The organism is Marinibacterium sp. SX1 (assembly GCF_050389775.1).
GTDB lineage: Bacteria > Pseudomonadota > Alphaproteobacteria > Rhodobacterales > Rhodobacteraceae > Marinibacterium.
Genome location: NZ_CP177144.1, coordinates 544,746 through 569,468, shown reverse-complemented (window position 1 = coordinate 569,468; position 24,723 = coordinate 544,746). Strand labels below are relative to the sequence as shown.

Below are 24,723 nucleotides of genomic sequence, written 5' to 3'. Positions count from 1 at the left end.
CCTTCACAGGGTCATTCGGCGGCGGCGCGCGGTTTGGTCAGATCCGCGAGCGGCGAGAATTCATGGCTGTCGACACCCTTGCGGGCCCGTTCGGCCCAGGGATCGACCTGGAAGAACTGCTGCGAATAGTGGAACCGGTCGGCCAGGGCCTTGCGGTTCTCGTCGTTGCCGACCAGCTGGTCCTTGACCCAGTCCAGCCCGACCTTCTTGATCCACTTGTAGGGCCGGTGCAGGTATTGCGCGCCCTCGCGGTAGAGCTGGTAGAAGGCGCAGGAATATTCCAGGGCCTCTTCCTCGGTCGGCACCTGGACCAGCAGCTGCGCTTCGAGCAGGTCCAGCCCCGCCGCCCCGCCGACCAGGATCTGGTAGCCGCTGTCGACACAGACGATGCCCAGATCCTTGCAGGTCGCCTCGGCGCAGTTGCGCGGGCAGCCGGTCACGGCCAGCTTGAACTTGTGCGGCGACCAGGCGCCCCACATGGCCTCTTCAAGCTTGATGCCCAGCCCGGTGCTGTCCTGGGTGCCAAAGCGGCAATGGTCGGTGCCGACGCAGGTCTTCACCGTGCGCAGGCCCTTGGCATAGGCCTGGCCCGACATCATCCCGGCCTGGCCCAGGTCGTACCAGATCGCCGGCAGGTCCTCTTTCTTGACGCCCAGAAGGTCGATGCGCTGGCCGCCGGTGACCTTGACCGTGGGAATGTTGTATTTCTCGGCCGCATCGGCGATGGCGCGCAGCTCGTTGGGGTTGGTGATCCCGCCCAGCATCCGCGGCACGACGGAATAAGTGCCGTCCTTCTGGATGTTGGCATGGACCCGTTCGTTGATGAACCGGCTCTTGCCGTCATCGGCATATTCGCCCGGCCAGGCGCACACGAGGTAGTAGTTCAGCGCCGGGCGGCAGACATGGCAGCCGTCGGGCGTGGACCAATTCAGCTCCTGCATGGCCTGGGGCATGGATTTCATCTTGCCGGCCACGATCAGCTTGCGCACCTCGTCATGGGACAGGTCGGTGCATTTGCAGACCGTCTCCTTGGCGGGCATGGCAAAGCCGTCGCCCAGGGTCACGGCCAGCAGCTGTTCGACCAGCCCCGAGCAGCCGCCGCAGGACGAGCCGGCCTTGGACGTGGCCTTGACCGCGTCCAGCGTGTTGGCCCCGCCCTGGATGGCGGTGATCACATCCCCTTTGCAGACGCCGTTACAGCCACAGATCTCCGCATCATCTGGTAAGGCTGCAACGGCCGCCATAGGGTCCACCTGGGCACCCCCCTGGAACGACGGTCCGAAGATCAGCGTGTCGCGCATCTCGGAAATGTCGGTCTTGTCCTTGATCAGGCCGAAGAACCAGTTGCTGTCGGCCGTGTCGCCGTAGAACACCGCGCCCAGCACGACGTCGTCCTCGATGACCAGGCGCTTGTAGATGCCCCGGCCGGGATCGCGAAAGACGATGTCCTCGCGGCCCTCGCCGTCGCCGAAATCGCCCGCCGAGAACAGGTCGCAGCCGGTGACCTTCAGCTTGGTCGACAGCTCCTTCATCTTGAACACGTCGTCTTCGCCCAGGAGCGTCCTGGCCAGCACCTTGGCCTGGTCATAGAGCGGCGCGACGAGGCCGAAGAGGTTGCCGTCGAACTCGACACATTCGCCGACGGCCAGGATGTCGGGGTCCGAGGTCTGCATCTGGGCGTCGACCTTGATCGCCCGGCCCATGTCCAGCCCGGCCTCGTGGCCAAGCGCCACGGCCGGGCGGATGCCCACGGCCATGACGACGATGTCGGCGGGAATGACCGTGCCGTCTTCGAGCACGACCTTCTCGACCTTGCCCTCGCCCATGATGGCCTTGGTCGATGCCGTGGTCTTGACCACGATGCCCCGGTCTTCGAGATCCTTGCGCAGCAGGTAGCCGGCGGCCTCGTCGAGCTGGCGTTCCATCAGGTGGCCGGCCAGGTGCAGGACGGTGACCTCCATGCCCTGCAGGCGCAGGGCGGCGGCGGCTTCGAGCCCCAGCAGACCGCCGCCGATGACCACGGCCCGGCCATTCTGCGCGCCGGCGGCGTTTTTCATGGCCTCGACGTCTTCGAGATCGCGGAAGGCCACCACGCCGGGCAGGTCATGGCCCGGGCAGGGGATGATGAACGGCGCCGAGCCGGTGCCGATGACCAGCTTGTCATAGGGCGTTTCGCCCTGTTCGCTGATCACCACCTTGCGCGCGCGGTCGATGCCGGTGATCCGCTCGCCGAACCGGGTGGTCACGCGGTTCTCGGCATACCAGGCGTCGTCATGGGTGACGATCTCGGCAAAGCTCTTTTCGCCCGACAGGACCGGGGACAGCATGATGCGGTTGTAGTTGCCGCGCGGTTCGGCGTTGAACAGCGTGACTTCGAAAGCGTCGGGATCGCTCTCGAACAGGTGCTCCAGCACCCGCCCCGAGGCCATGCCCGCGCCGATGACGACAAGTTTCTGCATTGGGCGTACTCCCTTACGAATACCAGGCGACGATGTGGGCGATGGCCGTGCCGCGATAGACGGGCAGGCCGACCACGTCGGTGTAACCGGCCGGCAGGCCGGGGGCGTTTTTCTGTGCGATGGGCAGGCCGGTGCCCAGGACCTGGCCGATCGGGCCTTGCCAGGCCGCGATGCGCCGGGGATTGTCCTCGTCCCACAGCGGGCCTTCGCGGTCGCAGATGCCGTCGATCAGCTCGGCCCCTTTCGAGGCGCCGACCTTGGCCGAACGGGCATCCCAGATCTCGAACCGGTGGGCGATGGGCGTGCCGCGCGCCGACAGCAGGGTCAGCACGCTGGTCGTCTCGCCCGGCAGGGCGATGGGCAGGCCCAGCCCGGTGGTCAGCCCGGCCTTGCCGGCGCTGTCGGCCCGGATGAAGCGATAGCCCGAGCCGAGGTCGCGCATCAGGATCGGCGTGTCCGAAGCCCAGACCCCGCCCGGCAGGCCCTGGCCCCGGGGGAAATGGGTGTGCTGGCTGACCCATTCGAAATGCTTGGCCGCGCCGTAATAGCCATCGTCGAGCATCAGGAAGCCATCCTTCTCGGACCAGACCTCGATCGCGCCGGTGCGCACGGAATCATCGGCGCAGAGCACGACCATGACGGCCAGCAGCTCGTCCTCGGCAAAGACCGGGATGGCCACGGCGGCGGTCAGCCCGGCGTCCTTGGCGGCTTCGGTGCGCATGAAATAGGACCCGTCGAATTCCTTCAGCACGACGGGCCGGCCCTCGGCCCAGGCCTTGCCGGGCAGGCCCTCGCCCTTCTTGAAGCTGGTGCGCCCGCTGGCGGCCTCGAACGCGTCGAGCGTGCCGTAATTGCCGCCGGCCTGGACCAGCGTGTCGCCTTCGGGGCGCCAGATCTCGGTGACTTCGATGAATGGCCGAGTGGCCTGTTCGACTGCCGTATCCATGGATCGACTTCCTTGCTGTCCGTTGGGGCGCGACGTGGGGCTGCGCGCTTGATGGGCTGGGCGTGGCCCGGTCCCGGGGTGGCGGGGCCGGACAGGGGCGCCGAAGGGGGCGCTCAGCGGTTGGGGGCAGGCCCTTCGTTGGCCGCGCCGGTCACATCGCCGGCCGGGCCGGGCGCATAGGCCGCGTCCTTCATGACATCGGCCAGCATGCCGTAGGCACCGATCCAGGCCGCCCGGGTCTCGGGCGTGAAATCCTGGCCAAGGCCCTGTTCCAGCGTGCGGATGAGCGAGGCGCCGACATGGTCGTAATCCTCGGCCTGCACGCCGTAATCGACATGGCGCAGGGCCAGGTCGCGGGCCACGGGCACCACCTTGTCCAGGTCCCGCAGCCCGTTGACCACGACGCCCAGCGTCGACATCAGCTTGGCGCCCTGTTGGGTCATGTCGGTCCGGGCGAAATAGGGCCGGACCTGCGGGGCGGTTTCGAAGAGATCGGCATAGAAGATCCCCGCCGCGGTATCGCGGATCGGCACGACCTTGGCGAAACTCTCCTGGATCAGGGTGATGTCGGCGTCGTCCATCGTGGCTTACTCCGCTGCAATGGCCTTGGGCTGGGGTTTCGGCTTGGGCTTGGCGCCGTGCTCGTATTCCTCGAGGAAGTTCAGCACCTGCTCGCGGTAGAGGTAGTAATCGGGGTGTTCGAGCAGGGCCTTGCGCGTGCGCGGGCGGGGCAGGTCGACATCGACGATCTTGCCGATCGTGGCCTGCGGGCCATTGGTCATCATGACCACCCGGTCGGCCAGCAGGATGGCTTCGTCGACATCATGGGTGACGCAGATGGCCGTGACCTTGGTGCGCGACCAGACTTCCATCAGCACTTCCTGCAATTCCCAGCGCGTCAGGCTGTCGAGCATGCCGAAGGGTTCATCGAGCAGCAGCAGCTTGGGCGACAGGGCAAAGGCCCGGGCGATGCCCACGCGCTGTTTCATGCCGTTCGACAGATCGGCCGCCGACTTGTCCATGCTGTCGCCGAGGCCCACGCGTTCGAGGTAATATTCCACCACGTCCTGGCGTTCGGCCTGGCTGGCCTTGGGATAGACCTTGTCGACGCCGATGGCGACGTTCTCCTTGGCCGACAGCCAGGGGAACAGCGAGGGCGACTGGAAGACCACGGCGCGTTCCGGGTCGGCCCCGCGCACTTCGTAGCCGTCCAGCTTGATGACACCTTTCGAGATGTCGTTCAGCCCGGCGGCCATGGTCAGCACGGTCGACTTGCCGCAGCCCGAATGGCCGATCAGCGAGATGAACTCGCCCCGGTCGAGTTTCAGGTTGAAATCCTCGACCACGGTCAGCGGGCCCTTGGGCGTCGGGTAGATCTTGTGCAGCTGCGAGAAGGTCAGGTAGCGGTCGTCGATCAGGCCTTCCTGGGCCTTGGCCACGGCCGCCGGCACCGAATGGATCGGCGTGACATCGGGCAGGTTGCGCGTGCCCTCGGCCTTGGCCTGGATGCCCACGTCCATCAGATAGTTGGTGACCGCCGCGCGCAGGGTCTTGAAGCCCTCGTCGTGGTTCATCTCGCCCCGGTCGCGCGGACGCGGGATGGTCACCGGGAATTCCTCGCCCAGCGTTCCGTCGGGGTTCAGGGCGATGATCCGGTCGGCCAGCAGGATGGCCTCGTCGACATCGTTGGTGATCAGGACACAGGTCTTCTTGTCGGCGTCCCAGATGCCTTCGATCTCGTCGGCCAGGTTGGCCCGGGTCAGCGCGTCGAGCGCCGAGAGCGGTTCATCCAGCAGCAGCACCTCGGGGTCCATGGCCAGCGCCCGGGCCACGTTGACCCGCTGGCGCATGCCGCCCGACAGTTCGGCCGGGCGCCGCGTCGTGGCATGGCCCAGGCCCACCATCTTGACGTAATGGGCGACCTTTTCTTCCTTTTCCTTCCTGGGCAGGTTCGGGAAGACGGTATCAACGGCCAGCATGACGTTGCCGTTGACCGTGAGCCAGGGCATCAGCGAATAGTTCTGGAAGATCACCCCGCGTTCACGGCCGGGGCCGTCGATGGGCTTGCCCTTGAAGGTCACGCTGCCCTTGGTGGGCGTTTCGAGGCCCGCCATCAGGTTGATCAGCGTGGTCTTGCCGGTGCCGGAGAAGCCGAGCAGCACGAGGAACTCGCCTTCTTCCACTTTGAGATCGATGTTCTTGAGCACGTCGGTGCGGGCGGTGCCCTCGCCGAAGCTCTTGGAAACGTTGGAAAATTCGATGACAGCCATGGGACCTTACCGGTTGTTGGTGAAGGTGAAGAGCGACTGGATCGCGAACATCATGCGGTCGAGAAGGAAGCCGATGATGCCGATGGTGAAGACCGCGACCATGATCTTGGCGAGCGACGAGGACGAGCCGTTCTGGAATTCGTCCCAGACGAACTTGCCCAGGCCGGGGTTCTGCGCCAGCATTTCGGCGGCGATCAGGACCATCCAGCCGACGCCGAGCGACAGGCGCAGACCGGTGAAGATCAGCGGCAGGGCCGAGGGCAGGACCAGCTTGGTGATCTTGGTCCAGGTGCCCATCTTGAGGACCTTGGACACGTTGACGAGGTCCTTGTCGATCGAGGCCACGCCGAGCGCGGTGTTGATCAGCGTCGGCCAGAGCGAGCAGAGCGTCACCGTGATGGCCGAGGTCAGGAAGGATTTCGAGAACCAGCCGTCGTCGACGGTGTAGGTGGCCGAGACGACCATGGTGACGATGGGCAGCCAGGCCAGGGGCGAGACCGGCTTGAAGATCTGGATCAGCGGGTTCATCGCGGCATTGGCCGTGGCCGACAGGCCGCCCAGGATACCCAGGGGCACGGCAACGATCGTGGCCAGCAGGAAGCCGAAGAAGACGGTTTTGATCGAGGTCCAGATCTGCTGGTAGTAGGTCGGCGCGCCGGTGTATTCGCGCCACTTGATGCGGTCGGTCTCGCCGGCCTCTTCATAGCGGGCGTTGCGCTCGTCCTGGCGTTCGTAGAAGGCGGCGCGCTTGTCGCGCTCGCGGGCGGCGTCCTCGTTGAGGTTGATCACCTGTTCCCAGACCTGGGCCGGCCCGGGGATGGCGCCCAGCGAGGTCTGGACCGTCGGGGCAAGGGCGCCCCAGGCGATCAGGAAGGCAACGATGGCAATGACGGGCACGCCCAGCAGGCGCCAGACTTCTTTCATCTGGGCTTGGGGGTTGTCGCCGGCGGCGGCCTTGAGAAGCGGGGTCATCCAGGCCAGGCCCAGGACCTGGAACCAGGCGTCGGCCTTGTTGATGCGGTTGAAGCGCCGGGCGCGCCGGGCCTCGGCTGCGGCGTCCTGGGCTAGCGTGTCGGGGTCGGTGGCGGTCATGGCTCTTCGCTCCGGTTGGTCGGGATGGCTGGACGACGCTCGCGCCTGCTGGCGCATCGCCCCGCCCGCCATCCCGTGGATGGTCGGTCTTCGGGGAAGTCCGGGCGCCGGGGTTGGCGGCGGCACCCGCGGGTCGGGTCAGGCGGGGTAGGATGGGTGCGCGCACCCATCCCGGATCGGGCCCCGCCGGCCCGGATCAGCCCTGGACGTCGTTGCCCACGACCTTCTGCTCGCCTTTCAGGCCGATCGGCAGGCTGTCGAGATAGGCGTTGGGCGTCTTGCCGTCGAAGGCGATGCCGTCGATGATGTCCTCGGCCGGGGTCGGCGCCTTGTAGCCGTCGCTGTCGAAGGGGAAATCCTCTTCCGAGGCATAGCCGTCCTCGATCACCAGCCGCGCGGCTTCCAGGTAGATTTCCGGCTTGTAGACCGACTTGGCCACCTCGTCGTACCAGCTGTCGGTCTTGGCCTCGGGGATCTGGCCCCAGCGGCGCATCTGGGTCAGGTACCAGACGGCGTCCGAATAGAACGGATAGGTGGCGTTGTAGCGGAAGAACACATTGAAATCAGGTACTTCGCGCGTGTCACCCTTTTCGTATTCGAACGTGCCGGTCATCGAGTTGGCGATCACCTCGGCATCGGCGCCGACATATTCCGACCGGGCCAGGATCTCGACCGCTTCCTCGCGGTTGGCGTTGTCGTTCTCGTCCAGCCAGATCGCTGCGCGGATCAGCGCCTTGACGATGGCCAGCGTGGTGTTGGGGTATTCCTCGGCGAATTCGGCGGTGATGCCAAAGACCTTCTCGGGGTTGTTCTTCCACAGCTCGTAATCGGTGATCACCGGCACGCCGATGCCCTTGAACACGGCCTGCTGGTTCCACGGCTCACCGACGCAATAGCCATAGATCGTGCCGGCTTCGAGCGTGGCGGGCATCTGCGGCGGGGGGGTCACCGACAGCAGCACGTCGGCGCCGATCTGGCCGGTGATGTTCTCGGGGCTGTAGAAGCCCGGGTGCAGCCCGCCGGCGGCCAGCCAGTAGCGCAGTTCGTAATTGTGGGTCGAAACCGGGAAGACCATGCCCATGTTGAACGGCTTGCCCTGGTCCTTGTAATCCTCGACGACGGGCTTGAGGGCCGAGGCCGAGATCGGGTGCTGGGGCAGGCCGTCGGCATTGGTCGGGATGTTGGGCTTCATCTGTTCCCAGATCTCGTTCGACACGGTGATGCCGTTGCCGTTCAGGTCCATCGAGAAGGGCGTGATGATGTGGGCCTCGGTGCCAAAGCCGATGGTGGCCGCCAGCGGCTGGCCGGCCAGCATGTGGGCGCCGTCGAGCTGGCCGTCGATCACGCCGTCCAGCAGCACTTTCCAGTTGGCCTGGGCTTCGAGCGTGACGAACAGGCCTTCGTCCTCGAAATAGCCGTTTTCATAGGCCACGGCGAGCGGGGCCATGTCGGTCAGCTTGATGAAGCCGAATTTCAGTTCGTCCTTCTCGACATCCAGCCAGTCGGCATTGGCCGGCAGGGCAAGGACGGTGGTGGCAAGCAGGGCAGTGAGTGTGGTCTTCATGATCTGGTCCTTCGGTCTGGCCCCGGGCTAGAGAGGAGGCGAGGCAGAAAACAAAAAAAGCCGCCGAGCCGAACGGACACGCAGGGAGCGTGACACGAAACGGATCAAGCAGCTTTGCTCGAAACCCACGTCATTGGGGAAGAGTTATGCGGGAACGCCATTGTTCGACCGCGCACCTCTTTATTGCTGCACTGCAGACAAGGATGCAAGAGAAACAGAGGTGGAGGGGTTAATTAGCGCAAATTCAAACGATTTGCCCGGGAGGCTGCCTGAAGCTTGCACAAAAACGGGTCAGCTATCGGCCGAAGGATCAAAAATATGGCCGTCAAAGAACGGATCGGGGGCCAGAATCAGGGTGCCGGAGGCCGAGGCGACCTCGGTCGGCACGGTAATTGCACCTTCCAGCTTTTCCGACGCGCCGGGCAGGTCGACATGCAGCGGGGCCAGGGCCCGGCGGTAGATATCGGCGCGGAATACCTGCGCTGCAGCACGAGCCTGGACGCGGTCCAGCCCGGTGCGGGCGGCCAGCCGTTCGGCGATCCAGGCGGCCTGGCTGCGCCAGGGGAACCCGGCCGCACCGGCGTGAAAGGCGATCATGTCGTCGCAGCGGCGCAGGTCGCCCTGGGGCGAGATGACCATGCGGCCCGACAGCGACCGTTCCAGCAGCTCGGCGCTGATGTCGAGATACTCGGCCCGCGACAGGATTTCCGAGGCCGTGGCCTGGTTGGCCGGTTCGCCCAGCCAGCGCCCGGCGGTCCACAGCGCGCGGACCAGGCGATGGGCCAGGTCGGGCTGTTCGTCGGCCCAGGTCTCGCGCACGGCCAGCACCTTTTCCGGCGCCCGGGCCCAGATCGCCCGGCCGGGCAGCAGCAGGGTGCCGATGTTGTTCTCGACGGCGATCGAACCCCAGGGCTCACCAACGCAGAAGGCGTCGATCTCGCCCCGGGCCATGGCCTGGGCCATCAGCGGCGGCGGGATGGTGCGCACGTCCAGGCCCTGGGGCGCGGGCAGGCCGATGGCGCCCAGCCAGTAATAGAGCAGCTCGGCATGCATCGAGAAGGGGAAGGGCACGCCGATGCGCAGCCGGCCGTCGACGGCGGCCATCAGGGCCGGGCCGGCAGCGCGGGGGTCTTCGAAATCGAACCGGTGTCCGGCCGCGCGCATCTTGTCGGCCAGGGCGTTCGACACGCCGATGACATTGCCGTTGACCGACAGGACCGACAGGGCGTTGAGCCGCACGGCAATGCCGCCCAGCCCCAGCGCGGCGGCCACCGGCACGGGTGACAACATGTGGGCGGCGTCGATCTGGCCCATGGCCACCCAGTCGCGCAGGGTCGACCAGCTGGGCGCACGGTCCAGCCGCAGGTCCAGGCCTTCTTCCTCGGCAAAGCCCAACTCGCGGGCGACAACCAGCGGCGCGGCATCAACCAGCGGGATGAACCCGGCCTTCAGTTCCGTCGTGCTCATGACAGCAGCCCTGCCGCTGTCACGATGGCCTCGGCCACGTCGACCATCTTGCGGCCCTGGGTCATGGCCGTCTTGCGCATCAGCGCATAGGCCTCGTCCTCGTCGATCTTGCGGGCCTTCATCAGGATGCCCTTGGCCCGGTCGATCACCTTGCGTTCCTCCAGCGCCTTCTTGGTTGCGGCCAGTTCGGTGCGCATGCGCTGGAACATGTGGAACCGGGTGATCGCCGCATCCATGATCGGCTTGATGCGTTCGGGCCGCAGCCCGTCGACGACATAGGCCGACACCCCGGCCTCGATCGCGGCCTTGGTCAGCCCGTCGTCGGACTGGTCGACGAACATGGCCACCGGCCGTTCGGTCGCCCCCGAGGCCAGGGTCAGCTCTTCGAGCATGTCGCGCGAGGGGCTGGCCATGTCGACCAGCACGATGTCGGGATTGCGTTCCTTGATGCGCCGGGCCAGCGCGCTTTCCTCGGAGACCACGAAGATCTCGTGCGGGCCCGAGTCGCGCAGGCTGTCGACGATGAGCAGCGCGCGATCCCGGTCCTGTTCGACCACGACGATGGAAAGGGGTTTCTGCATTTCGTTGTCACATGGCAGGCCGGGGCCCGCGGGGGAATGGCCATTGGGCGGATGCCGGGGCGGAACCGGCGGGGCGGATGAAAATCGAAGCGCGCCCGGCGGTCAATGCCCGTTTGGCGGGCGCCGGCACCATGGTCGGGGCGGCGCGAGCGCATCGCCCGCCCCGATCCGGGTGCCGGACCGGGCGCGGGCGCCGGTCCGGTGCATCCCCGTGGCGATCCGGGCCCGAACGGCGCCGGATCGGCCCCCGTTCAGCGCTGGGCGACCAGGTCGATCAGTTTCTTGTGATCGGCATCGAAATTGCGGATGCCCTCGGCCAGTTTCTCGGTGGCCATGGCATCGGCGTTCATCTCCCAGCGGAAGCTCGCCTCGTCCATTGTCACCGGCGCCACGCCGCTGGCCGCTTCGGGCGACAGCACGCGGGGCAGATCGCCGGTCTCGGCATCCAGCGCGTCGAGCAGCTTGGGCGAGATCGTCAGGTTGTCGCAGCCGGCCAGGGCCTTGATCTGGTCGGTGTTGCGGAAGGACGCGCCCATGACCACCGTGCCGATGCCGTTCGACTTGTAGTAATCGTAGATCCGGCGGACCGATTTCACGCCCGGATCCTCGTCGGGCAGGTAGCTGTCGACGCCCTCGGCCTTCTTGTACCAATCGGTGATCCGGCCGACGAAGGGCGAGATCAGGAACGCCCCGGCATCGGCGCAGGCGACGGCCTGGGCCATCGAGAACAGCAGGGTCAGGTTGCAGTCGATGCCCTCGCCCTGCAGGATTTCCGCCGCGCGGATGCCTTCCCAGGTCGAGGCCAGCTTGATCAGGATGCGATCCTTGGCAATGCCCCGCCGGTCGTAATCGGCGATGATCTCGCGGGCCCGGGCGACCGAGGCATCGGTGTCGAAGGACAGGTTGGCGTCAACCTCGGTCGACACCCGGCCCGGCACCAGCCGGGTCAGCTCGGCCCCGGTGGCCACGGTCAGGGTGGCCACCATCTTTTCGGCCGACAGACCGGCGGCCTTGCCGGCCTCGATCTCGCGAGCGATCAGCTCTTCCGAGGCCGGATCGGCCAGCGCGGCCAGAACCAGCGACGGGTTGGTTGTGCAATCGACCGGCTTCAGCCGTTTCACGGAGGCCACTTCGCCGGTGTCGGCCACGACGACGGTCATGGCTCTCAGTTGGTTCAAAATGCTCATGTCGTTCCAGTTCCTGGTCTGTATCGGTGCGGGTCCGGTGCCTGTCTGCACCGAAGGCGGTCGGGCCGGAAGGGGCCGGTCAGGCGCGCAGGACAAGATCCGCGGGCACGCTCTGGCCGACCACCAGCCGGGCGTTGGGCAGGTCGTTCTCCTCGACCTTGGCCCGAGCGTCCTCCGGGTTCAACGTCTTCCACCGCTCTTCCAGCCTTGCGCGCAGGGTTTCAAGGGGCACGTCGAGGAAGACCGACAGGTCGAAGCGGTCGCGCAACGGTGCCCAGGCCGGATCGTCGAGCAGCAGGTAATTGCCCTCGACCAGGATCAGCCGGACCTCGGGCGCGATGATCCGCGCCCCGGCCCGCGAGATTTCCAGCGCGCGGTCAAAGACCGGCACGGCCACCGGCCGGTCTCCCGGGGCCAGCCGGTCGATCGTGGCGGCCAGCCCGTCGGCATCGAAGGTATGCGGCGCGCCCTTGCGGGCCAGCCAGCCACGGGCGGACAGCAGGCCGTCGTCGTAATGGAACCCGTCCATCGGCAGGATGGCCGCATGCCCGGGCAGCCGGGCCTCGATCCCGGCCAGAAGGGCCTCGGCCAGGGTGCTCTTGCCCGAGCCCGGCGCGCCGGTGATCGCGACGAAGACGCGGGTGTCGTATTGCGACAGGGCAAGAAGCCGGTCGACGAGGCTGGCGTGGTCGGTCTGGATGGTCATGGCGCGATCCTACCAGCAAGTCAGCCCGCCATCGACCACAACGACGGCCCCGGTCATCAGGCTGGCCGCATCGCTGGCCAGGAAATGCACGACCGAGGCCACCTCGTCGACCTGGCCGAAGCGGCCCATCGGGGTGTCGCGGGTCCAGATCGCGGCCATGCCGTTCTCGTGGGCCACGGCGGTCAGGGGCGTTTCGATATAGGTCGGGGCGACGGCATTGACGCGCAGCCCGCGCCCGGCCCATTCGGCGGCGAAGGACTTGGTCAGGTGGTGCACGGCGGCCTTCGAACTGTTGTAATGGGCCTGGCCCTGGGGCCGGTTGACGATCAGCCCCGACATCGAGCCGATATTGACGATCGCCCCGCGCCCGCGGTCCAGCATCCGCCGGCCAAAGGCCCGGTTGCAATAGAACACGCCATCCAGGTTGACCCGGTGCACGGCCAGCCAGTCATCGTCGGTGATGTCCTCGACGGGGGTGGGCAGGCGGCCGACCCCGGCATTGGCCACCAGCACGTCCAGCACGCCGGCCGCTTCGGCCGCGGCATCGACGGCCGCGCTGTCGGTCACGTCGAGGGCCATGGCGCCGGTGTCATGGCCCTGCGCGGCCAGGGTTTCGGCCGCCCGGGTCGCGGCCTGGCCATCGAGATCGGCCAGGATCACGTGGGCCCCGGCCTCGGCCAGGGCCTCGGCGCAGGCCAGCCCGATGCCCCGGGCCGCCCCGGTGACAAGCGCCCGCCGGCCGGAAAGGGAGAGTTTCGACATGTACATGGTCGGTTCCTTGCTGTCGCACGGCCCCGCGGGGCCGCGCCGAGAGGGGCGGCGGGCCGGTCAGGCCGCGCCGCGCAACGGGATATTGCGGATCGTCGTGCCGGCGTCGTCGAACAGGTGGCACAGGCCGGGCTGGGGGGTCAGCCCGATGGCATCGCCCCGGCGGAAATCGCGCTCGCCCACCCCGCGCAGCACGATGTGCTCGCGCCTGCCGGGCAGGGCGACATGCAGGTAGGCATCGCTGCCCAGCTGTTCGGTCACCACGACCTTGCCCTGCCAGGCCCCGCCGGTGGCGCTGTGGGTGAAATGCTCGGGCCGGATGCCCAGCGTCCGGGCCCGGGTGCAATCGGCGGCGCTGCGGTCGGGCAGGGTGATCTCCAGCCCGCCTTCCAGCCACAGCCGGTTGCCCTCGGCCCGTTCGATGTCGAGGAAGTTCATCCGCGGGCTGCCGATGAACCCGGCGACGAAACGGTTGGCCGGATGATCATAGAGCGCCACCGGCGTGTCGAATTGCTCGACCTTGCCACCGTTCAGCACGACGATCCGGTCGGCCATGGTCATGGCCTCGACCTGGTCATGGGTCACGTAGATCATCGTGCGCCGCAGCTGGTCGTGCAGGGCGATGATCTCCATGCGCATCTGCACGCGCAACGCGGCATCGAGGTTGGACAGCGGCTCGTCGAAGAGAAAGGCCGAGGGCGAGCGCACGATGGCCCGGCCGATGGCCACGCGCTGGCGCTGGCCGCCCGACAGGTCGCGCGGGCGGCGATCCAGCAGCGGGGTCAGTTCCAGCAGGCGGGCGGCTTCCTCGATCTTGGCCTCGACCTGGGCCTTGGGAAACCCGGCGATCTTGAGCCCGAAGCCGATGTTCCGCCGCACCGACATGTGCGGGTAGAGCGCGTAGGACTGGAACACCATGGCAATGTGGCGGTCGGCCGGTTCCTTGGTGTCGACCCGTTCGCCGTCGATCGAGATGCTGCCCCGGGTGATGTCCTCCAGCCCGGCGATCAGCCGCAGCAGGGTGGATTTGCCACAGCCCGACGGCCCGACGAAGACGACGAATTCGCCATCGGCGATGTCGAGGTCGATGCCCTTGATGACATCGACCTGGCCAAAGGACTTGCGGACATTGTCGAGCTTGATCGCCCCCATCTCAGACCTCCATTTCGGTGAAGCCCGAGCTGCGCTGCACGGTTTCCCGCGCGGCCTTGAGCTGGGCATGGGTGAAACCCAGGGCATGGCGGGCCAGGTCCTCGCCATCGGTCCAGGTGTTGCGCCAGATGCCCAGGATGCCGGTCAGCGGCTGGCCGACAACCTCGGACGAGAAGGATTCGTAGGTGATCGGCCCGTCATAGCCGCTTTCGACCAGGGCGCGGAACAGGCCGGCATGGTCGATCGAGCCCGAGCCGATGTAGCCCCGATGGCTCTCGCCGGTGTGGAAATAGCCCAGGTCGGCCCCGGTCGCCCGGATCGCCTCGACGGGGTTCGGCTCTTCGATATGCATGTGGTAGGCGTCGAGATGCACCTTGACGTTGGGCGCATCGACCATCCGGCAATAGGCCACGGCCTGGGCCGCGGTGTTCAGCACGTTGGATTCGTAGCGGTTGACCACTTCCATGCCCAGGGTGATGCCGTTTTCGGCCGCATAGCCCGCGACCCGGGACATGACCTCGGCCGAGGCTTCGATGCCGGCCTGGGTGGGCGGCTCGAAGTACTTCTGGAAGGCGCTGTAGAGAATGCCGCAGACATGGGTCGCGCCCAGGTCGCGGGCGACCGACAGGGTGGTGCGCAGCTTGTCCTCGCCGGCCTTCATCAGGGCCGGATCGCCCGACGAGATGTCGGTGCCGGCGTCCAGCCCCAGTGACAGGGTACAGCCGATGCCCGCGGCATCCAGCCGCTTGCGGGTCTCGGCGGGGCGCAGCCGCCCGGCATCCAGCGCCGGGATCTCGATCAGGTCGAACCCGGTCTCGGCGGTCTTGGCGATGGCCAGGGCCGCTTCGTCCTCGCTCCAGCCGGCGACCCAGACATTCGCGTGCAAACCAAGCTTGTTCATGATGTTACCGTTTCTTCAGGAGGTCAGTGAAAGAGGATGCCGCCGCAGACGTTGATCGCCTGGCCGGTGATGAAAGCCGCGTCGTCCGAGGCCAGGAAGGCCACCGGTCCGGCCACGTCGCGCGGATAGCCCAGCCGCTTCAGCGCGGTCTTGGCATGCACGGCGGCCAGGTCTTCGGGGGTGCGGTAATTGTTGCGCCCCATCTCGGTGTCGATGATCCCCGGGCAGATCGCGTTGACGGTGATGCCGTCGGCGGCGACCTCTTCGGCCAGGATCTGGGTAAAGCTGATGACCGCGGCCTTGGACGAGCAATAGTGGATCTGGCCCGGCGCCCCGCGCTTGCCGCCGACCGAGGCCATGTTGATGATCCGCGCCCGATCCTGCTGGCGCAGGTGCGGCAGCATGGCCTGCGCGACCAGGAACGTGCCGCGCATGTTGACGTGATACATCCGGTCCCATTCCTCGGGGGACAGGTCGTCGACCGACGAGACCGACAGCACGCCGGCATTCGAGACCAGCACGCGGATTTGGCCGGCAAGCGCGATGGCCTCGGCCACCAGCGTCTTGATCGAGGCATGATCGCCCACGTCACCGGGCAGGAAATCGGCGCGGCCGCCGGCGTCGCGGATCGCGGCCACGACGGTGTCGGCCTCGGCGCGCTGGCGGTCGAGATCGCTGAGGATGACGTGATAGCCATCGGCGCCGAAGCGTTCGGCAATGGCCGCCCCGATCCCGCGCGCGGCGCCGGTGATCAGGACAGCGCCCGGGTCCTTGATGGAAAGTGTCATGAGATCAGTCCTTTACGGCGCCCATGGTCATGCCCGACACGATGTGGCGCTGCATGGCAAAGGCGAAGATGATGGGAGGAACGCATTGCACGACGGTCGCCGCGGCGATGTATTCCCAGTAGATCCGCCCGGTCCCGATGAAGGACGAGATGGTCACCGGGAAGGTCCGCGAGCTGCCGCCGCTGAGGAACAGGGCCAGCAGGAATTCGTTCCAGGCAAAGATGAAGACGAAGGTGGCCACCACGGCGATGCCAGACAGGCTGAGCGGCAGGGCGATCAGGGTCAGGATCTGGAACCAGGAACAGCCTTCCAGCCGGGCGGCCTCGATCAGCTCACGGGGCACCTGCTTGAGGAAGGACATCGACACCCAGATGGCAAAGGGCATGTTGAACCCGGCATAGGCGATGATCAGGGCCGGGATGCTGTCGAGGATGCCGAAGCCGTTGAAGATGATGAACAGCGGCACGGCAGCGGCGATGGGTGGCATCATCCGGGTCGACAGGATCCAGTCGGCCAGGAAATTGCGGCGCTTGAGCTGGAAATTGACCAGGGCAAAGGCCACGGGCAGGGCCAGAACCAGGGCCAGCGCCGTGGTGCCCAGGGTCACGATCAGCGAATTGCGCATGTTCGGCCAGAACTCGGCAAAGAGATCGCGGAAGTTCTGGAGATAGCTGAAATCCACGGCCCAGACCGGCGGCACGGCGATCATCTCGGCCGTGGTCTTGAAGGCGCCGAGGAACATCCACAGCAGCGGGGCCAGCGACAGGAAGGTCACGCCGAGCGCCACCAGGATCAGCAGGCCGTCTTTCCACGCGGCGCGTCTCATTGTTCGATCCTCCGCAGGAGGGCCACGGCGAAGGTCGTGATGACGATGGACATGGCCAGGATGATGACGGCCGAGGCCGATCCCAGCCCGACCTGGAAGTACTGGAAATCCTGCTGGTAGGTGAACAGGGTCATGACCATGGTCGCATCGCTCGGCCCGCCCCGGGTGGTGATGTAGACGATGTCGAAGAAGCGCAGGATCTCGATCAGGCGCAGGATCACGGCCAGCAGCGCGATGGGCAGGATCGACGGGATCTCGATATAGGCCATGATGTGATACCAGCGGGCGCCGTCGACCCGGGCGGCTTCAAGCACGTCGTGGCGGATCGACATCAACCCGGCCAGCAGCAGGACGGCGACGAAGGGCGTCCATTGCCAGACGTTGATCAGCAGGATCGACAGCTTGGCCATCAGCGGATCGCCGAACCAGGCCACCGGGTCGATGCCCAGCGAGCCCAGCATCTGGTTCAGGATGCCCAGCTGGGGGTTCATGACGTAATTGGCGATGACGCCGATGGTGATCGGGGTGACCATCATGGGCACCAGGTAGGCCGAGCGCAGGGAATTGACCCAGGGCCGGTGCGCCAGTTCATAGAACACCTTGGCAATGGCAAAACCCAGGATCAGCTCGATGGTCAGGGTCGCCCCGGCCAGCATCAGGGTGTTGCGGATGGCGCTCATGAAGATCTCGTCGGCGAAGAGATCGAGGTAGTTCTGGACGCCGGCAAAGACCTTGTTGTCCAGCCGGGTCAGGCGCACGTAATGCAGGCTGAGCCAGACCGAGTAGACAAAGGGAAACAGGGTCAGGCACAGCAGGAACAGCAGCGAAGGCCACAGGAAGGCCGGTTCCTGCACGCTGTCGCGCGACCACCAGCGTTTGCGGCCCGGGCGCATCGCCTCGCGGGCGGGGCCGTCGGGCGCGCGGGGGGTGGCGCTATCCTGGCCATCCATGGGCTGGCTGGCATTGCCGAGAGACATGGGGCTCTCCTTGAAAGTCGTGTCGTCGGGGATGTCGGGATCAGGCCGGCGGGGCACGGGGAGCGGCCCCGCCGGTCGCGTCGGCCGGTCAGCCGGTCGAGGTCAGAGCAAGCCGCCGCGGGCCAGCATCTTTTGCGCCTGGGCATTGGCGTCATCCATGGCCTCTTGCGGGGACTTCTCGCCGATGATCGCCCGGTTCACCTCGATCCCGGTCTCGTCGATCAGCTGGAAGGTCAGCGCATGGCGCGGCCGGCCTTCGGACCAGGCGGTCTGGCGGGCCTCGTTCAGCTGCACGGTCCAGGGCCACTTGGCCTGGATGTCGGCGTCTTCCATGGCCGACACCCGGCTGGGCGGGCCGCCGTCCAGGACGAATTCCTTGTGGGCCCCGGGGCTGGAGAACCAGCGGATCAGGTCCCAGGCCGCGTCCTTCTGCTCGGAATGGGCGTTCATGCACATCACCCAGCCGCCGACGGGCGAAATCGTGTCGGCGCCCTCGGCATGGGGCATCAGCGCGGCGGCGAACTTGCCGGCGATCTGGCTGGTGGCCGGGTCATTGGCGATCTGGGCGCGCACCGACCAGTCGTTGATCATGGCCAGCGACCCGTTGGCAAAGCCCGTCGCCCGTTCGTCCCAGGCATAGCTTTCGACGCCCGGCGGGCCATAGGACGTCATGTCCTTGAAGAACTGGACCAGGGCCACCGAGCCTTCGTTGTTCATCGTCGGGGTCAGGTCGGCATAGGGGTCTTTGGCCCCCACGGTGTTGGACGCCCAGGGCGACACGCCGGCCGAAAAGGCCCATTCGAAATATTGCTGCCCGGCCGCCGCGCCGCGCTGGTTGTTCATCGCATAGCCGTAGACATCCGGGAAATCCGGGTTGTCGGTGAAGAAATCGGCAGCCTGTTTCAGCTCTTCGAAGGTTTCGGGCACCTTCATCCCGGCCGCTTCGAACAGGTCGGTGCGATAGAACAGCAGGCCGTAATAGATGCCGATCGGCGCGCAATAGCGCGTGCCGTCCCAGCTGGCCTGGGCCGCGCCGTCGGCCACGAAATCGTCCCAGGCAAAGCTGTCCTCGACCTCGGCCATCCGCGCGTCGAGCGGTTCGAGGCAGCCGGCCTCGACGAATTCGCCCATCCAGATGCCGTCGATGACCAGCACGTCGGTGCTGCCGTCGCGCTGGGAACAGCCCAGCAGCTGGCGGTCGTGCAGCGCGTCATAGCCAAAGCCGTCGACGGCCACGCCGGCCCCGGTCAGCTCGGTAAAGCCCGGCACGGTGGATTTCATCGAATCGATGAACGGGTCGGTGATGGTAGAAATCACCAGATCGGTGCCCTCGTGGCTGCCCAGTTCCGACGTCCAGTCGACATCCTGGGCCATCAGGGCGGTGGCGGAACAGGCCGTCAGGGCCGTACCGATCGCCATTTGCGTAAATCGTTTCATATTTCCTCCCAAAAAAATGAGGGGCAGGCCCCCCGGTGGTACGGGCCGACCTCAACGCGAGGCAGGCGCGGTGGATTCGCGGATGATCAGCTCGGGCTGATGCATGGTATGGGTGTTCAGTGCGGCGCCGCCCTTGATGCGCTTGCGCAGGCTGTCCCAGGCCACCTGGGCCATTTCGCGGACAGGTTGCCGGATGGCGGTGATCGACGGGGCGGCGACGGCCATCCAATCGTAATCGTCGAAACCGATCAGCGACACGTCGTCGGGCACCGTGCGGCCCAGGTGGCGCAGGGCGGCCAGGGCCATCAGCGTAGCCGAGTTGGTCAGCGCCACGGCGGCGGTGCAATCGTCTTCCCACAGGGCGGCGACATCGGCCACGTCCAGCCGGTCCTGTTCGCGCCCGATGGCGATCTGGCGCAGGGGTGTGCCCAGGGTTTCGGTCAGCCCGGCCAGCCGCTCGCGGATGTTGTCGACATCGAAGGATGGCGCAAAGGCCGCGACGCGGGAATGGCCCAGTTCCCTGAGCTTTTCCGCCGTCATGCGCCCGGCCAGCCGGTTGTCGATCTCGACGAAATCCGCCCCGCGCTGGCTGGCCGCCCGGTCGGCCAGGACCAGCGGCACATCGGCCCCGGTCACCAGGTCGAGGCTGGGAAAGTTGCGGCTGCAGGGTACGACGAACAGCCCGGCCGGCCGCCAGGTCAGCAGCGAGCGGATGCGCGCGGTTTCGGTTGTTTCATTGTCGTTGGACGAGGCCACGATCAGCTCGTACCCGTCATCGCCGCAATGGCGTTCGATGGCGGCCAGCATGGCGGCGAAGAACGGGTTCTGCAGGTTGGGCACCACGGCGCCGATCACGTTGGACCGGCCCGAGCGCAGCAGCGAGGCCGCCGGATTGGCCTTGTAGTTCAATGCCTTGACCGCGGCCATCACCTTGCGCCGCGACTCTTCGCGCACCGATTTGGAATCGCTGAGCACGTTGGACACGGTGGCGGCCGACACGCCGGCATATTCGGCGACTTGCTTGATCGTGACGGCCACATTCCCCTCCCAAAGAACTGGTCCGGCCTCCGGTGAGGCCTCTGATGCAAACTTTAATCGTTTTACGTAAATCGTTTTATGAATCACCTGACCGAATGTCAACCTGATTCCATTTTACCTGCCAGGCGGGCCCGCCGGGCCCCGCAAAACCCCATTGGTCCGACAATATCTTTGGTGTCGACAAAATGGATACTGCGAATATTCTGGATGCGGGGAGAAAGTTCTTACAATGTGGTCCCGTCCGATCCCACGAAGAGAGACAGCATGGCCAAAGCAGCCCAAGGTTCAAATGCGGCATCGCAGCCGGCGATCAAACGGGGAAGTGGCGTCACCCACGTCTACGAGATCCTGCGCAACGAGATCATCGAGCTGAAGATCGCGCCCGGCAGCCCGATCGACGAAACCCAGCTGTCCGAGCGGTTTTCGATGTCGCGCACGCCGATCCGCGAGGCGCTGGTGCGGCTGGCGGCCGACGGGCTTCTGACCACGCTGACCAACCGCACGACGATCGTGTCCAACATCGACTTCCTGCAGATGGGCGCGTTCTTTGACGCGCTGACGCTGATGTACCGGGTGACAACCCGGCTGGCGGCGGAAAACCACGTGGCCGACGACATTCCCGTCATCCGCGCCCACCAGGCCCGGTTTGCCGCATTTGTCGAAGAGCGCAACGTGCTGGGCATGATCGCAGCCAATCGCGATTTCCATGCGGCCATCGCCGAGGCCGGGCGCAACCCCTATTACACGGGGCTGTTCACCCGCCTGCTGGACGAGGGCCGGCGCATCCTGCGGCTGTATTACCATTCCTACGACGACAACCTGCCGCGCCAATACGTGACCGAACACGAGGACATGATCGACGCCATCGTCAACCGCGACGTGGCCCGGTCGGACGCGCTGGCCGTGGCTCATGCCGACCAGATCGTGCTGCAGATTCAATCCTATATCTCGGCCGACAAGCGCAGCGCATCGCGCGTCGCGCTCTGATCGACGCACCCCGGAATGGCCGCTTCGCGCGGCCATTTTCTTTTCTGAATTTTGTTTGTCGACAGAGCGTCGGCAAAATGATATTTGCCGTGAATGCAGACAACATGCTGGCACCGCCGGGCCGTCATCCCCGACACCTCCCCTTCGGCCGGCCCATCGTTTTGGAAAAGGACATCCGCATGAGCGACAGTATCTTCACCGGCACCATCCCGGCCCTGATGACCCCCTGCACGGCCGACCGCGCCCCCGATTTCGCGGCGTTGGCGCGCAAGGGGCGCGAACTGGTGGATGCCGGCATGTCGGCGGTGGTCTATTGCGGCTCGATGGGGGATTGGCCGCTGCTGACGGACGAGCAGCGCATGCAGGGGGTCGAGGCGCTGGTCGAGGCCGGCGTGCCGACCATCGTGGGCACCGGGGCGATCAACACGGCATCGGCCGTGCGCATCGCGGCCCATGCGGCCAAGGTCGGGGCCAAGGGGCTGATGGTGATCCCCCGCGTTCTGTCGCGCGGCACGTCGATGGCGGCGCAAAAGGCGCATTTCTCGGCCATTCTCGCGGCGGCGGACCTGCCGGCGGTGATCTACAACAGCCCCTATTACGGCTTTGCCACCCGCGCCGACCTGTTCTTCGAGTTGCGCAAGACCTATCCCAACCTGATCGGGTTCAAGGAGTTCGGCGGGGCGGATGACCTGTCCTATGCGGCGGCCAACATCACCTCGGGCAATCCCGACCTGACGCTGATGGTCGGGGTCGACACGCAGGTTTACCACGGTTTCGTCAATTGCGGGGCCACCGGCGCGATCACCGGCATCGGCAATGCCCTGCCGCGCGAGGTGCTGCACCTGGTCGCGCTGTCCGAGGCGGCAGCCAAGGGCGACGTGGCCGCACGGGTCAAGGCGCAAGAGCTGGAAGAGGCTCTGATGGTGCTGTCGACCTTCGACGAGGGTGTCGACCTGGTGCTCTATTACAAGCATCTCATGGTGCTGAACGGCGATACCGAATACACCCTGCATTTCAACGAAACCGACGCCCTGACCCCGGCGCAGGCGGCCTTTGCCGAAACCCAGTACGCCCAGTTCCGGGCGTGGTATGCCGATTGGGCCAAGTGAGCGGGGGCGATCGGGTCACGGCCATGCATGTCATCGACAGCCATACCGGCGGAGAGCCGACACGGGTGATCATCGACGGGTTCCCCGATCTGGGCTCCGGCCCGCTGAGCGAGCGTGCGGCGCTGCTGGCCGACCGCCACCGCGAGACCTACCGCGCGGTGATGCTGGAGCCGCGCGGGCAGGTGGCCATGGTGGGGGCGCTGATGGTGCCGCCCACCGATCCGACCTGCGTGACCGGCGTGATCTATTTTGACGTGGCGGCCGTGCTAGGCATGTGCGGCCATGGCACCATCGGGCTGGCCGTGACGCTGCACCACCTGGGCCGCATCGGCCTTGGGCGCCACCGTATCGAGACCCCGGCAGGTGTCGTGACCGTCGAGCTGCATGATGCCAACACGGTGACGGTGACCAATATCGAGGCCCGCCGCGTGGCCGAGGCGGTGACCATCGACGTGCCCGGGGTGGGGCCGGTGACCGGTGACATCGCCTATGGCGGCAATTGGTTCTTCCTGGCCGATCCCGGCCCGGTGCCTGTGGTGCCCGCCAACATCCGCCAGCTGACCGACGTGGCCGTGGCCACGCGCACGGCCCTGCTGGCCGAAAAGCCGGGGGGCCATGTGGTGGATCACGTGGTGTTCTATGGCCCGACCGACACGCCGGGCATGCAGTCGCGCAACTTCGTGCTCTGCCCCGACGATGCCTACGACCGCTCGCCCTGCGGGACCGGCTGTTCGGCGCGGCTGGCCTGCCTGGCGGCGGCGGGCCAACTGGGTGAAGGCGAGGAAATCGTGCAGGAAAGCCTGATCGGCTCGGCCTATCGCCTGTCCTATACCCGGCGCTCGGCGGGCGGCGTGATCCCCCGCATCACCGGCCAGGCCCACCTGATGGCCGAAAGCCGGCTGATCTTTCAGGATGGCGATCCCTTCCGGGACGGCATCCGCCTCTGACCGCCCGCGACCGGCACACAAGGACAGGACACAGGATGACCCAGACCCCGCAGCCGCGCTTTGAAGCAGGTCCGATCGTTGTCATCGGCGCGGGGATCATCGGGGTCACCGCCGCCCTGCGGCTGATCGGCGAGGGCCACGAGGTCATCCTGCTGGATCGCAAGGGCGTGGCCGAGGAAACCTCGGGCGGCAATGCCGGGGCCTTTGCCTTTGCCGATATCGAACCGCTGGCCGCGCCGGGCATCCTGCGCAAGGCGCCGGGCTGGCTGCTCGATCCGCTGGGGCCGCTGTCGCTGCGCCCGTCCCATGCGCTGCGGATGATGCCCTGGCTCTATCATTTCTGGCGGGCCAGCCTGCCCCGGCGCCACCTGGCGGCGATTGCCGCCCAGGCCCGGCTGATGGACCTGTCGCGCCAGGCGACCGAGGCGCTGATCGACCGGGTCGAGGGGCAGGCCCTGATCCGGCGCGAAGGTCAGTTGCAGGTCTATGAAGGGGCGGGGGAATACCGGGCCAGCCTGCCGGCCTGGGAGCTGCGCCGCCAGAATGGCGTGGCCTTCCGGCTGTTGGAAAGCGCCGATGAGATCGCCGAGATCCAGCCCGGCCTGGCACCGCGTTTTACCCATGCGGGCTTCACGCCCGACTGGATGAATGTCACCGACCCCCGGGCCTGGACCGAACACCTGGCCGGCCGGTTCGTCGCGGCTGGCGGCCAGATCCGCCGGGACGAGGTGCAGGGATTGGCGCAGGGCGAGGATGGCGTGACGATCACCACGGCGGGCGAGACGCTGAATGCCGCGCAGGTTGTCGTGGGGGCGGGGGCCTGGTCGCACCAGATGGCCCGCACCCTGGGCGAGCGCATCCCGCTGGACACCGAGCGCGGCTACAACACGACCTTCCCGGCCTGTGATCTTGATCTTCGGACCCATGTGACCTTTTCCGGCCACGGCTTTGTCATCTCGCGCATCGGTGCGGGCGTGCGGGTGGGCGGCGCGGTCGAGCTGGGCGGGCTGGAGCTGCCGCCCAATTACGACCGGTCGGATGTGCTGGTGCGCAAGGCGCGGGACTTCCTGCCCGGGTTCGATCCGCAGGGCGGCACGCGCTGGATGGGCTTCCGGCCGTCGATGCCCGACAGCCTGCCGGCCATCGGCCGGTCGGCGCGGGCGGACCGCGTGATCTATGCCTTTGGCCATGGCCACCTGGGGCTGACCCAATCCGCCGGCACCGCCGAGATCGTCGCCGCGATTGCCGCCGGGCGGTCGCCCGACACCGATATCACCGCCTTCGATCCGCTGCGGTTCAGCCGCCGCTGACCCGGCCGCCCGCGCGGGAGGAGGCGCGGGCACATGGGCAATCCACAGGGAGCAGACGCGCTGCCCGGCACCCGCACGCGGGGTGCCGGCGCGACGGACATGGCCGCCCGTTTCATCGAAAAGCGCCTTGAAAATGAAAAATCCATCACGCGACGGCACATAAATTTTTCCTGTCTACAAATAGTAGACAGAGAGAATTTCAAACCGTAAG

At 66.6% G+C, this 24,723-nt stretch carries 23 protein-coding genes; 5 read left to right on the top strand and 18 right to left on the bottom strand.

Annotated features, from left to right (window positions below; all coding sequences use genetic code 11):
- Nucleotides 1–11: 11 nt before the first annotated feature.
- The 18 genes from nirB to ACK3BB_RS02505 all read right to left on the bottom strand — a co-directional run bounded on the left by nirB (nt 12) and on the right by ACK3BB_RS02505 (nt 20,159).
- On the bottom strand, nt 12–2,459 hold the full coding sequence (gene nirB / locus ACK3BB_RS02590) for a nitrite reductase large subunit NirB (protein ID WP_428927171.1): 2,448 nt from the start codon (nt 2,457–2,459) through the stop codon (nt 12–14).
- 13 nt (nt 2,460–2,472) lie between these two features.
- Nucleotides 2,473–3,405, bottom strand: a complete 933-nt coding sequence (locus tag ACK3BB_RS02585) for a GAF domain-containing protein (protein WP_428927170.1) — start codon at nt 3,403–3,405, stop codon at nt 2,473–2,475.
- 113 nt (nt 3,406–3,518) lie between these two features.
- The gene (locus ACK3BB_RS02580; protein WP_428927169.1) at nt 3,519–3,986 is read right to left on the bottom strand and encodes a globin family protein; all 468 of its coding nucleotides are present in this window, start codon (nt 3,984–3,986) and stop codon (nt 3,519–3,521) included.
- A gap of 6 nt (nt 3,987–3,992) precedes the next feature.
- Nucleotides 3,993–5,675 (bottom strand): ABC transporter ATP-binding protein, encoded by a 1,683-nt coding sequence (locus tag ACK3BB_RS02575; protein ID WP_428927168.1) that lies wholly within the window; start codon nt 5,673–5,675, stop codon nt 3,993–3,995.
- A 6-nt stretch (nt 5,676–5,681) separates the two neighbouring features.
- Nucleotides 5,682–6,767: an ABC transporter permease gene (locus ACK3BB_RS02570; RefSeq protein ID WP_428927167.1), complete on the bottom strand. Its 1,086-nt coding sequence runs from the start codon at nt 6,765–6,767 to the stop codon at nt 5,682–5,684.
- 196 nt (nt 6,768–6,963) lie between these two features.
- Nucleotides 6,964–8,331, bottom strand: coding sequence for a CmpA/NrtA family ABC transporter substrate-binding protein (locus ACK3BB_RS02565; RefSeq protein WP_428927166.1), 1,368 nt, complete (start codon nt 8,329–8,331; stop codon nt 6,964–6,966).
- 291 nt (nt 8,332–8,622) lie between these two features.
- Nucleotides 8,623–9,798, bottom strand: a complete 1,176-nt coding sequence (locus ACK3BB_RS02560; RefSeq protein ID WP_428927165.1) for a CmpA/NrtA family ABC transporter substrate-binding protein — start codon at nt 9,796–9,798, stop codon at nt 8,623–8,625.
- Nucleotides 9,795–10,379, bottom strand: a complete 585-nt coding sequence (locus ACK3BB_RS02555) for an ANTAR domain-containing response regulator (protein ID WP_428927164.1) — start codon at nt 10,377–10,379, stop codon at nt 9,795–9,797. Before ACK3BB_RS02555 ends, ACK3BB_RS02560 begins: the two co-directional genes overlap by 4 nt.
- Nucleotides 10,380–10,630: 251 nt before the next feature.
- Nucleotides 10,631–11,566 carry a transaldolase gene (gene tal, locus ACK3BB_RS02550; protein WP_428927163.1) on the bottom strand — a complete coding sequence of 312 codons (936 nt, stop codon included), beginning with the start codon at nt 11,564–11,566 and terminating at the stop codon, nt 10,631–10,633.
- 79 nt (nt 11,567–11,645) lie between these two features.
- A complete protein-coding gene (locus ACK3BB_RS02545; RefSeq protein WP_428927162.1) occupies nt 11,646–12,272 on the bottom strand; it encodes a nucleoside triphosphate hydrolase in 627 nt (208 codons plus the stop codon).
- A gap of 9 nt (nt 12,273–12,281) precedes the next feature.
- Nucleotides 12,282–13,034 (bottom strand): SDR family NAD(P)-dependent oxidoreductase, encoded by a 753-nt coding sequence (locus ACK3BB_RS02540; RefSeq protein WP_428927161.1) that lies wholly within the window; start codon nt 13,032–13,034, stop codon nt 12,282–12,284.
- Between the two features lie 66 nt (nt 13,035–13,100).
- Nucleotides 13,101–14,192, bottom strand: coding sequence for an ABC transporter ATP-binding protein (locus ACK3BB_RS02535; protein ID WP_428927160.1), 1,092 nt, complete (start codon nt 14,190–14,192; stop codon nt 13,101–13,103).
- A gap of 1 nt (nt 14,193) precedes the next feature.
- Entirely contained in the window at nt 14,194–15,093 is a 900-nt protein-coding gene (locus ACK3BB_RS02530; protein ID WP_428927159.1) for a sugar phosphate isomerase/epimerase family protein, read from the bottom strand.
- Nucleotides 15,094–15,116: 23 nt separating this feature from the next.
- On the bottom strand, nt 15,117–15,881 hold the full coding sequence (locus ACK3BB_RS02525) for an SDR family NAD(P)-dependent oxidoreductase (RefSeq protein ID WP_428927158.1): 765 nt from the start codon (nt 15,879–15,881) through the stop codon (nt 15,117–15,119).
- A 4-nt stretch (nt 15,882–15,885) separates the two neighbouring features.
- On the bottom strand, nt 15,886–16,707 hold the full coding sequence (locus ACK3BB_RS02520) for a carbohydrate ABC transporter permease (protein ID WP_428927157.1): 822 nt from the start codon (nt 16,705–16,707) through the stop codon (nt 15,886–15,888).
- On the bottom strand, nt 16,704–17,684 hold the full coding sequence (locus tag ACK3BB_RS02515) for a carbohydrate ABC transporter permease (RefSeq protein WP_428927156.1): 981 nt from the start codon (nt 17,682–17,684) through the stop codon (nt 16,704–16,706). Before ACK3BB_RS02515 ends, ACK3BB_RS02520 begins: the two co-directional genes overlap by 4 nt.
- Before the next feature lie 102 nt (nt 17,685–17,786).
- Complete coding sequence (locus ACK3BB_RS02510; RefSeq protein WP_428927155.1) at nt 17,787–19,103, bottom strand: ABC transporter substrate-binding protein; 1,317 nt, start codon at nt 19,101–19,103, stop codon at nt 17,787–17,789.
- Nucleotides 19,104–19,172: 69 nt separating this feature from the next.
- Nucleotides 19,173–20,159 carry a LacI family DNA-binding transcriptional regulator gene (locus ACK3BB_RS02505; protein ID WP_428927154.1) on the bottom strand — a complete coding sequence of 329 codons (987 nt, stop codon included), beginning with the start codon at nt 20,157–20,159 and terminating at the stop codon, nt 19,173–19,175.
- A gap of 264 nt (nt 20,160–20,423) precedes the next feature.
- On the opposite strand from ACK3BB_RS02505, the gene ACK3BB_RS02500 reads away from it, so the two are divergent.
- The 5 genes from ACK3BB_RS02500 to ACK3BB_RS02480 all read left to right on the top strand — a co-directional run bounded on the left by ACK3BB_RS02500 (nt 20,424) and on the right by ACK3BB_RS02480 (nt 24,722).
- Nucleotides 20,424–21,146 carry a GntR family transcriptional regulator gene (locus ACK3BB_RS02500; protein ID WP_428927153.1) on the top strand — a complete coding sequence of 241 codons (723 nt, stop codon included), beginning with the start codon at nt 20,424–20,426 and terminating at the stop codon, nt 21,144–21,146.
- Between the two features lie 179 nt (nt 21,147–21,325).
- Nucleotides 21,326–22,255, top strand: coding sequence for a dihydrodipicolinate synthase family protein (locus ACK3BB_RS02495; RefSeq protein ID WP_428927152.1), 930 nt, complete (start codon nt 21,326–21,328; stop codon nt 22,253–22,255).
- Between the two features lie 23 nt (nt 22,256–22,278).
- The gene (locus ACK3BB_RS02490) at nt 22,279–23,202 is read left to right on the top strand and encodes a proline racemase family protein (RefSeq protein WP_428928806.1); all 924 of its coding nucleotides are present in this window, start codon (nt 22,279–22,281) and stop codon (nt 23,200–23,202) included.
- A gap of 35 nt (nt 23,203–23,237) precedes the next feature.
- A complete protein-coding gene (locus ACK3BB_RS02485) occupies nt 23,238–24,512 on the top strand; it encodes an NAD(P)/FAD-dependent oxidoreductase (RefSeq protein WP_428927151.1) in 1,275 nt (424 codons plus the stop codon).
- Between the two features lie 33 nt (nt 24,513–24,545).
- Nucleotides 24,546–24,722, top strand: coding sequence for a hypothetical protein (locus ACK3BB_RS02480; RefSeq protein ID WP_428927150.1), 177 nt, complete (start codon nt 24,546–24,548; stop codon nt 24,720–24,722).
- The last annotated feature ends 1 nt before the right edge of the window (nt 24,723 follow it).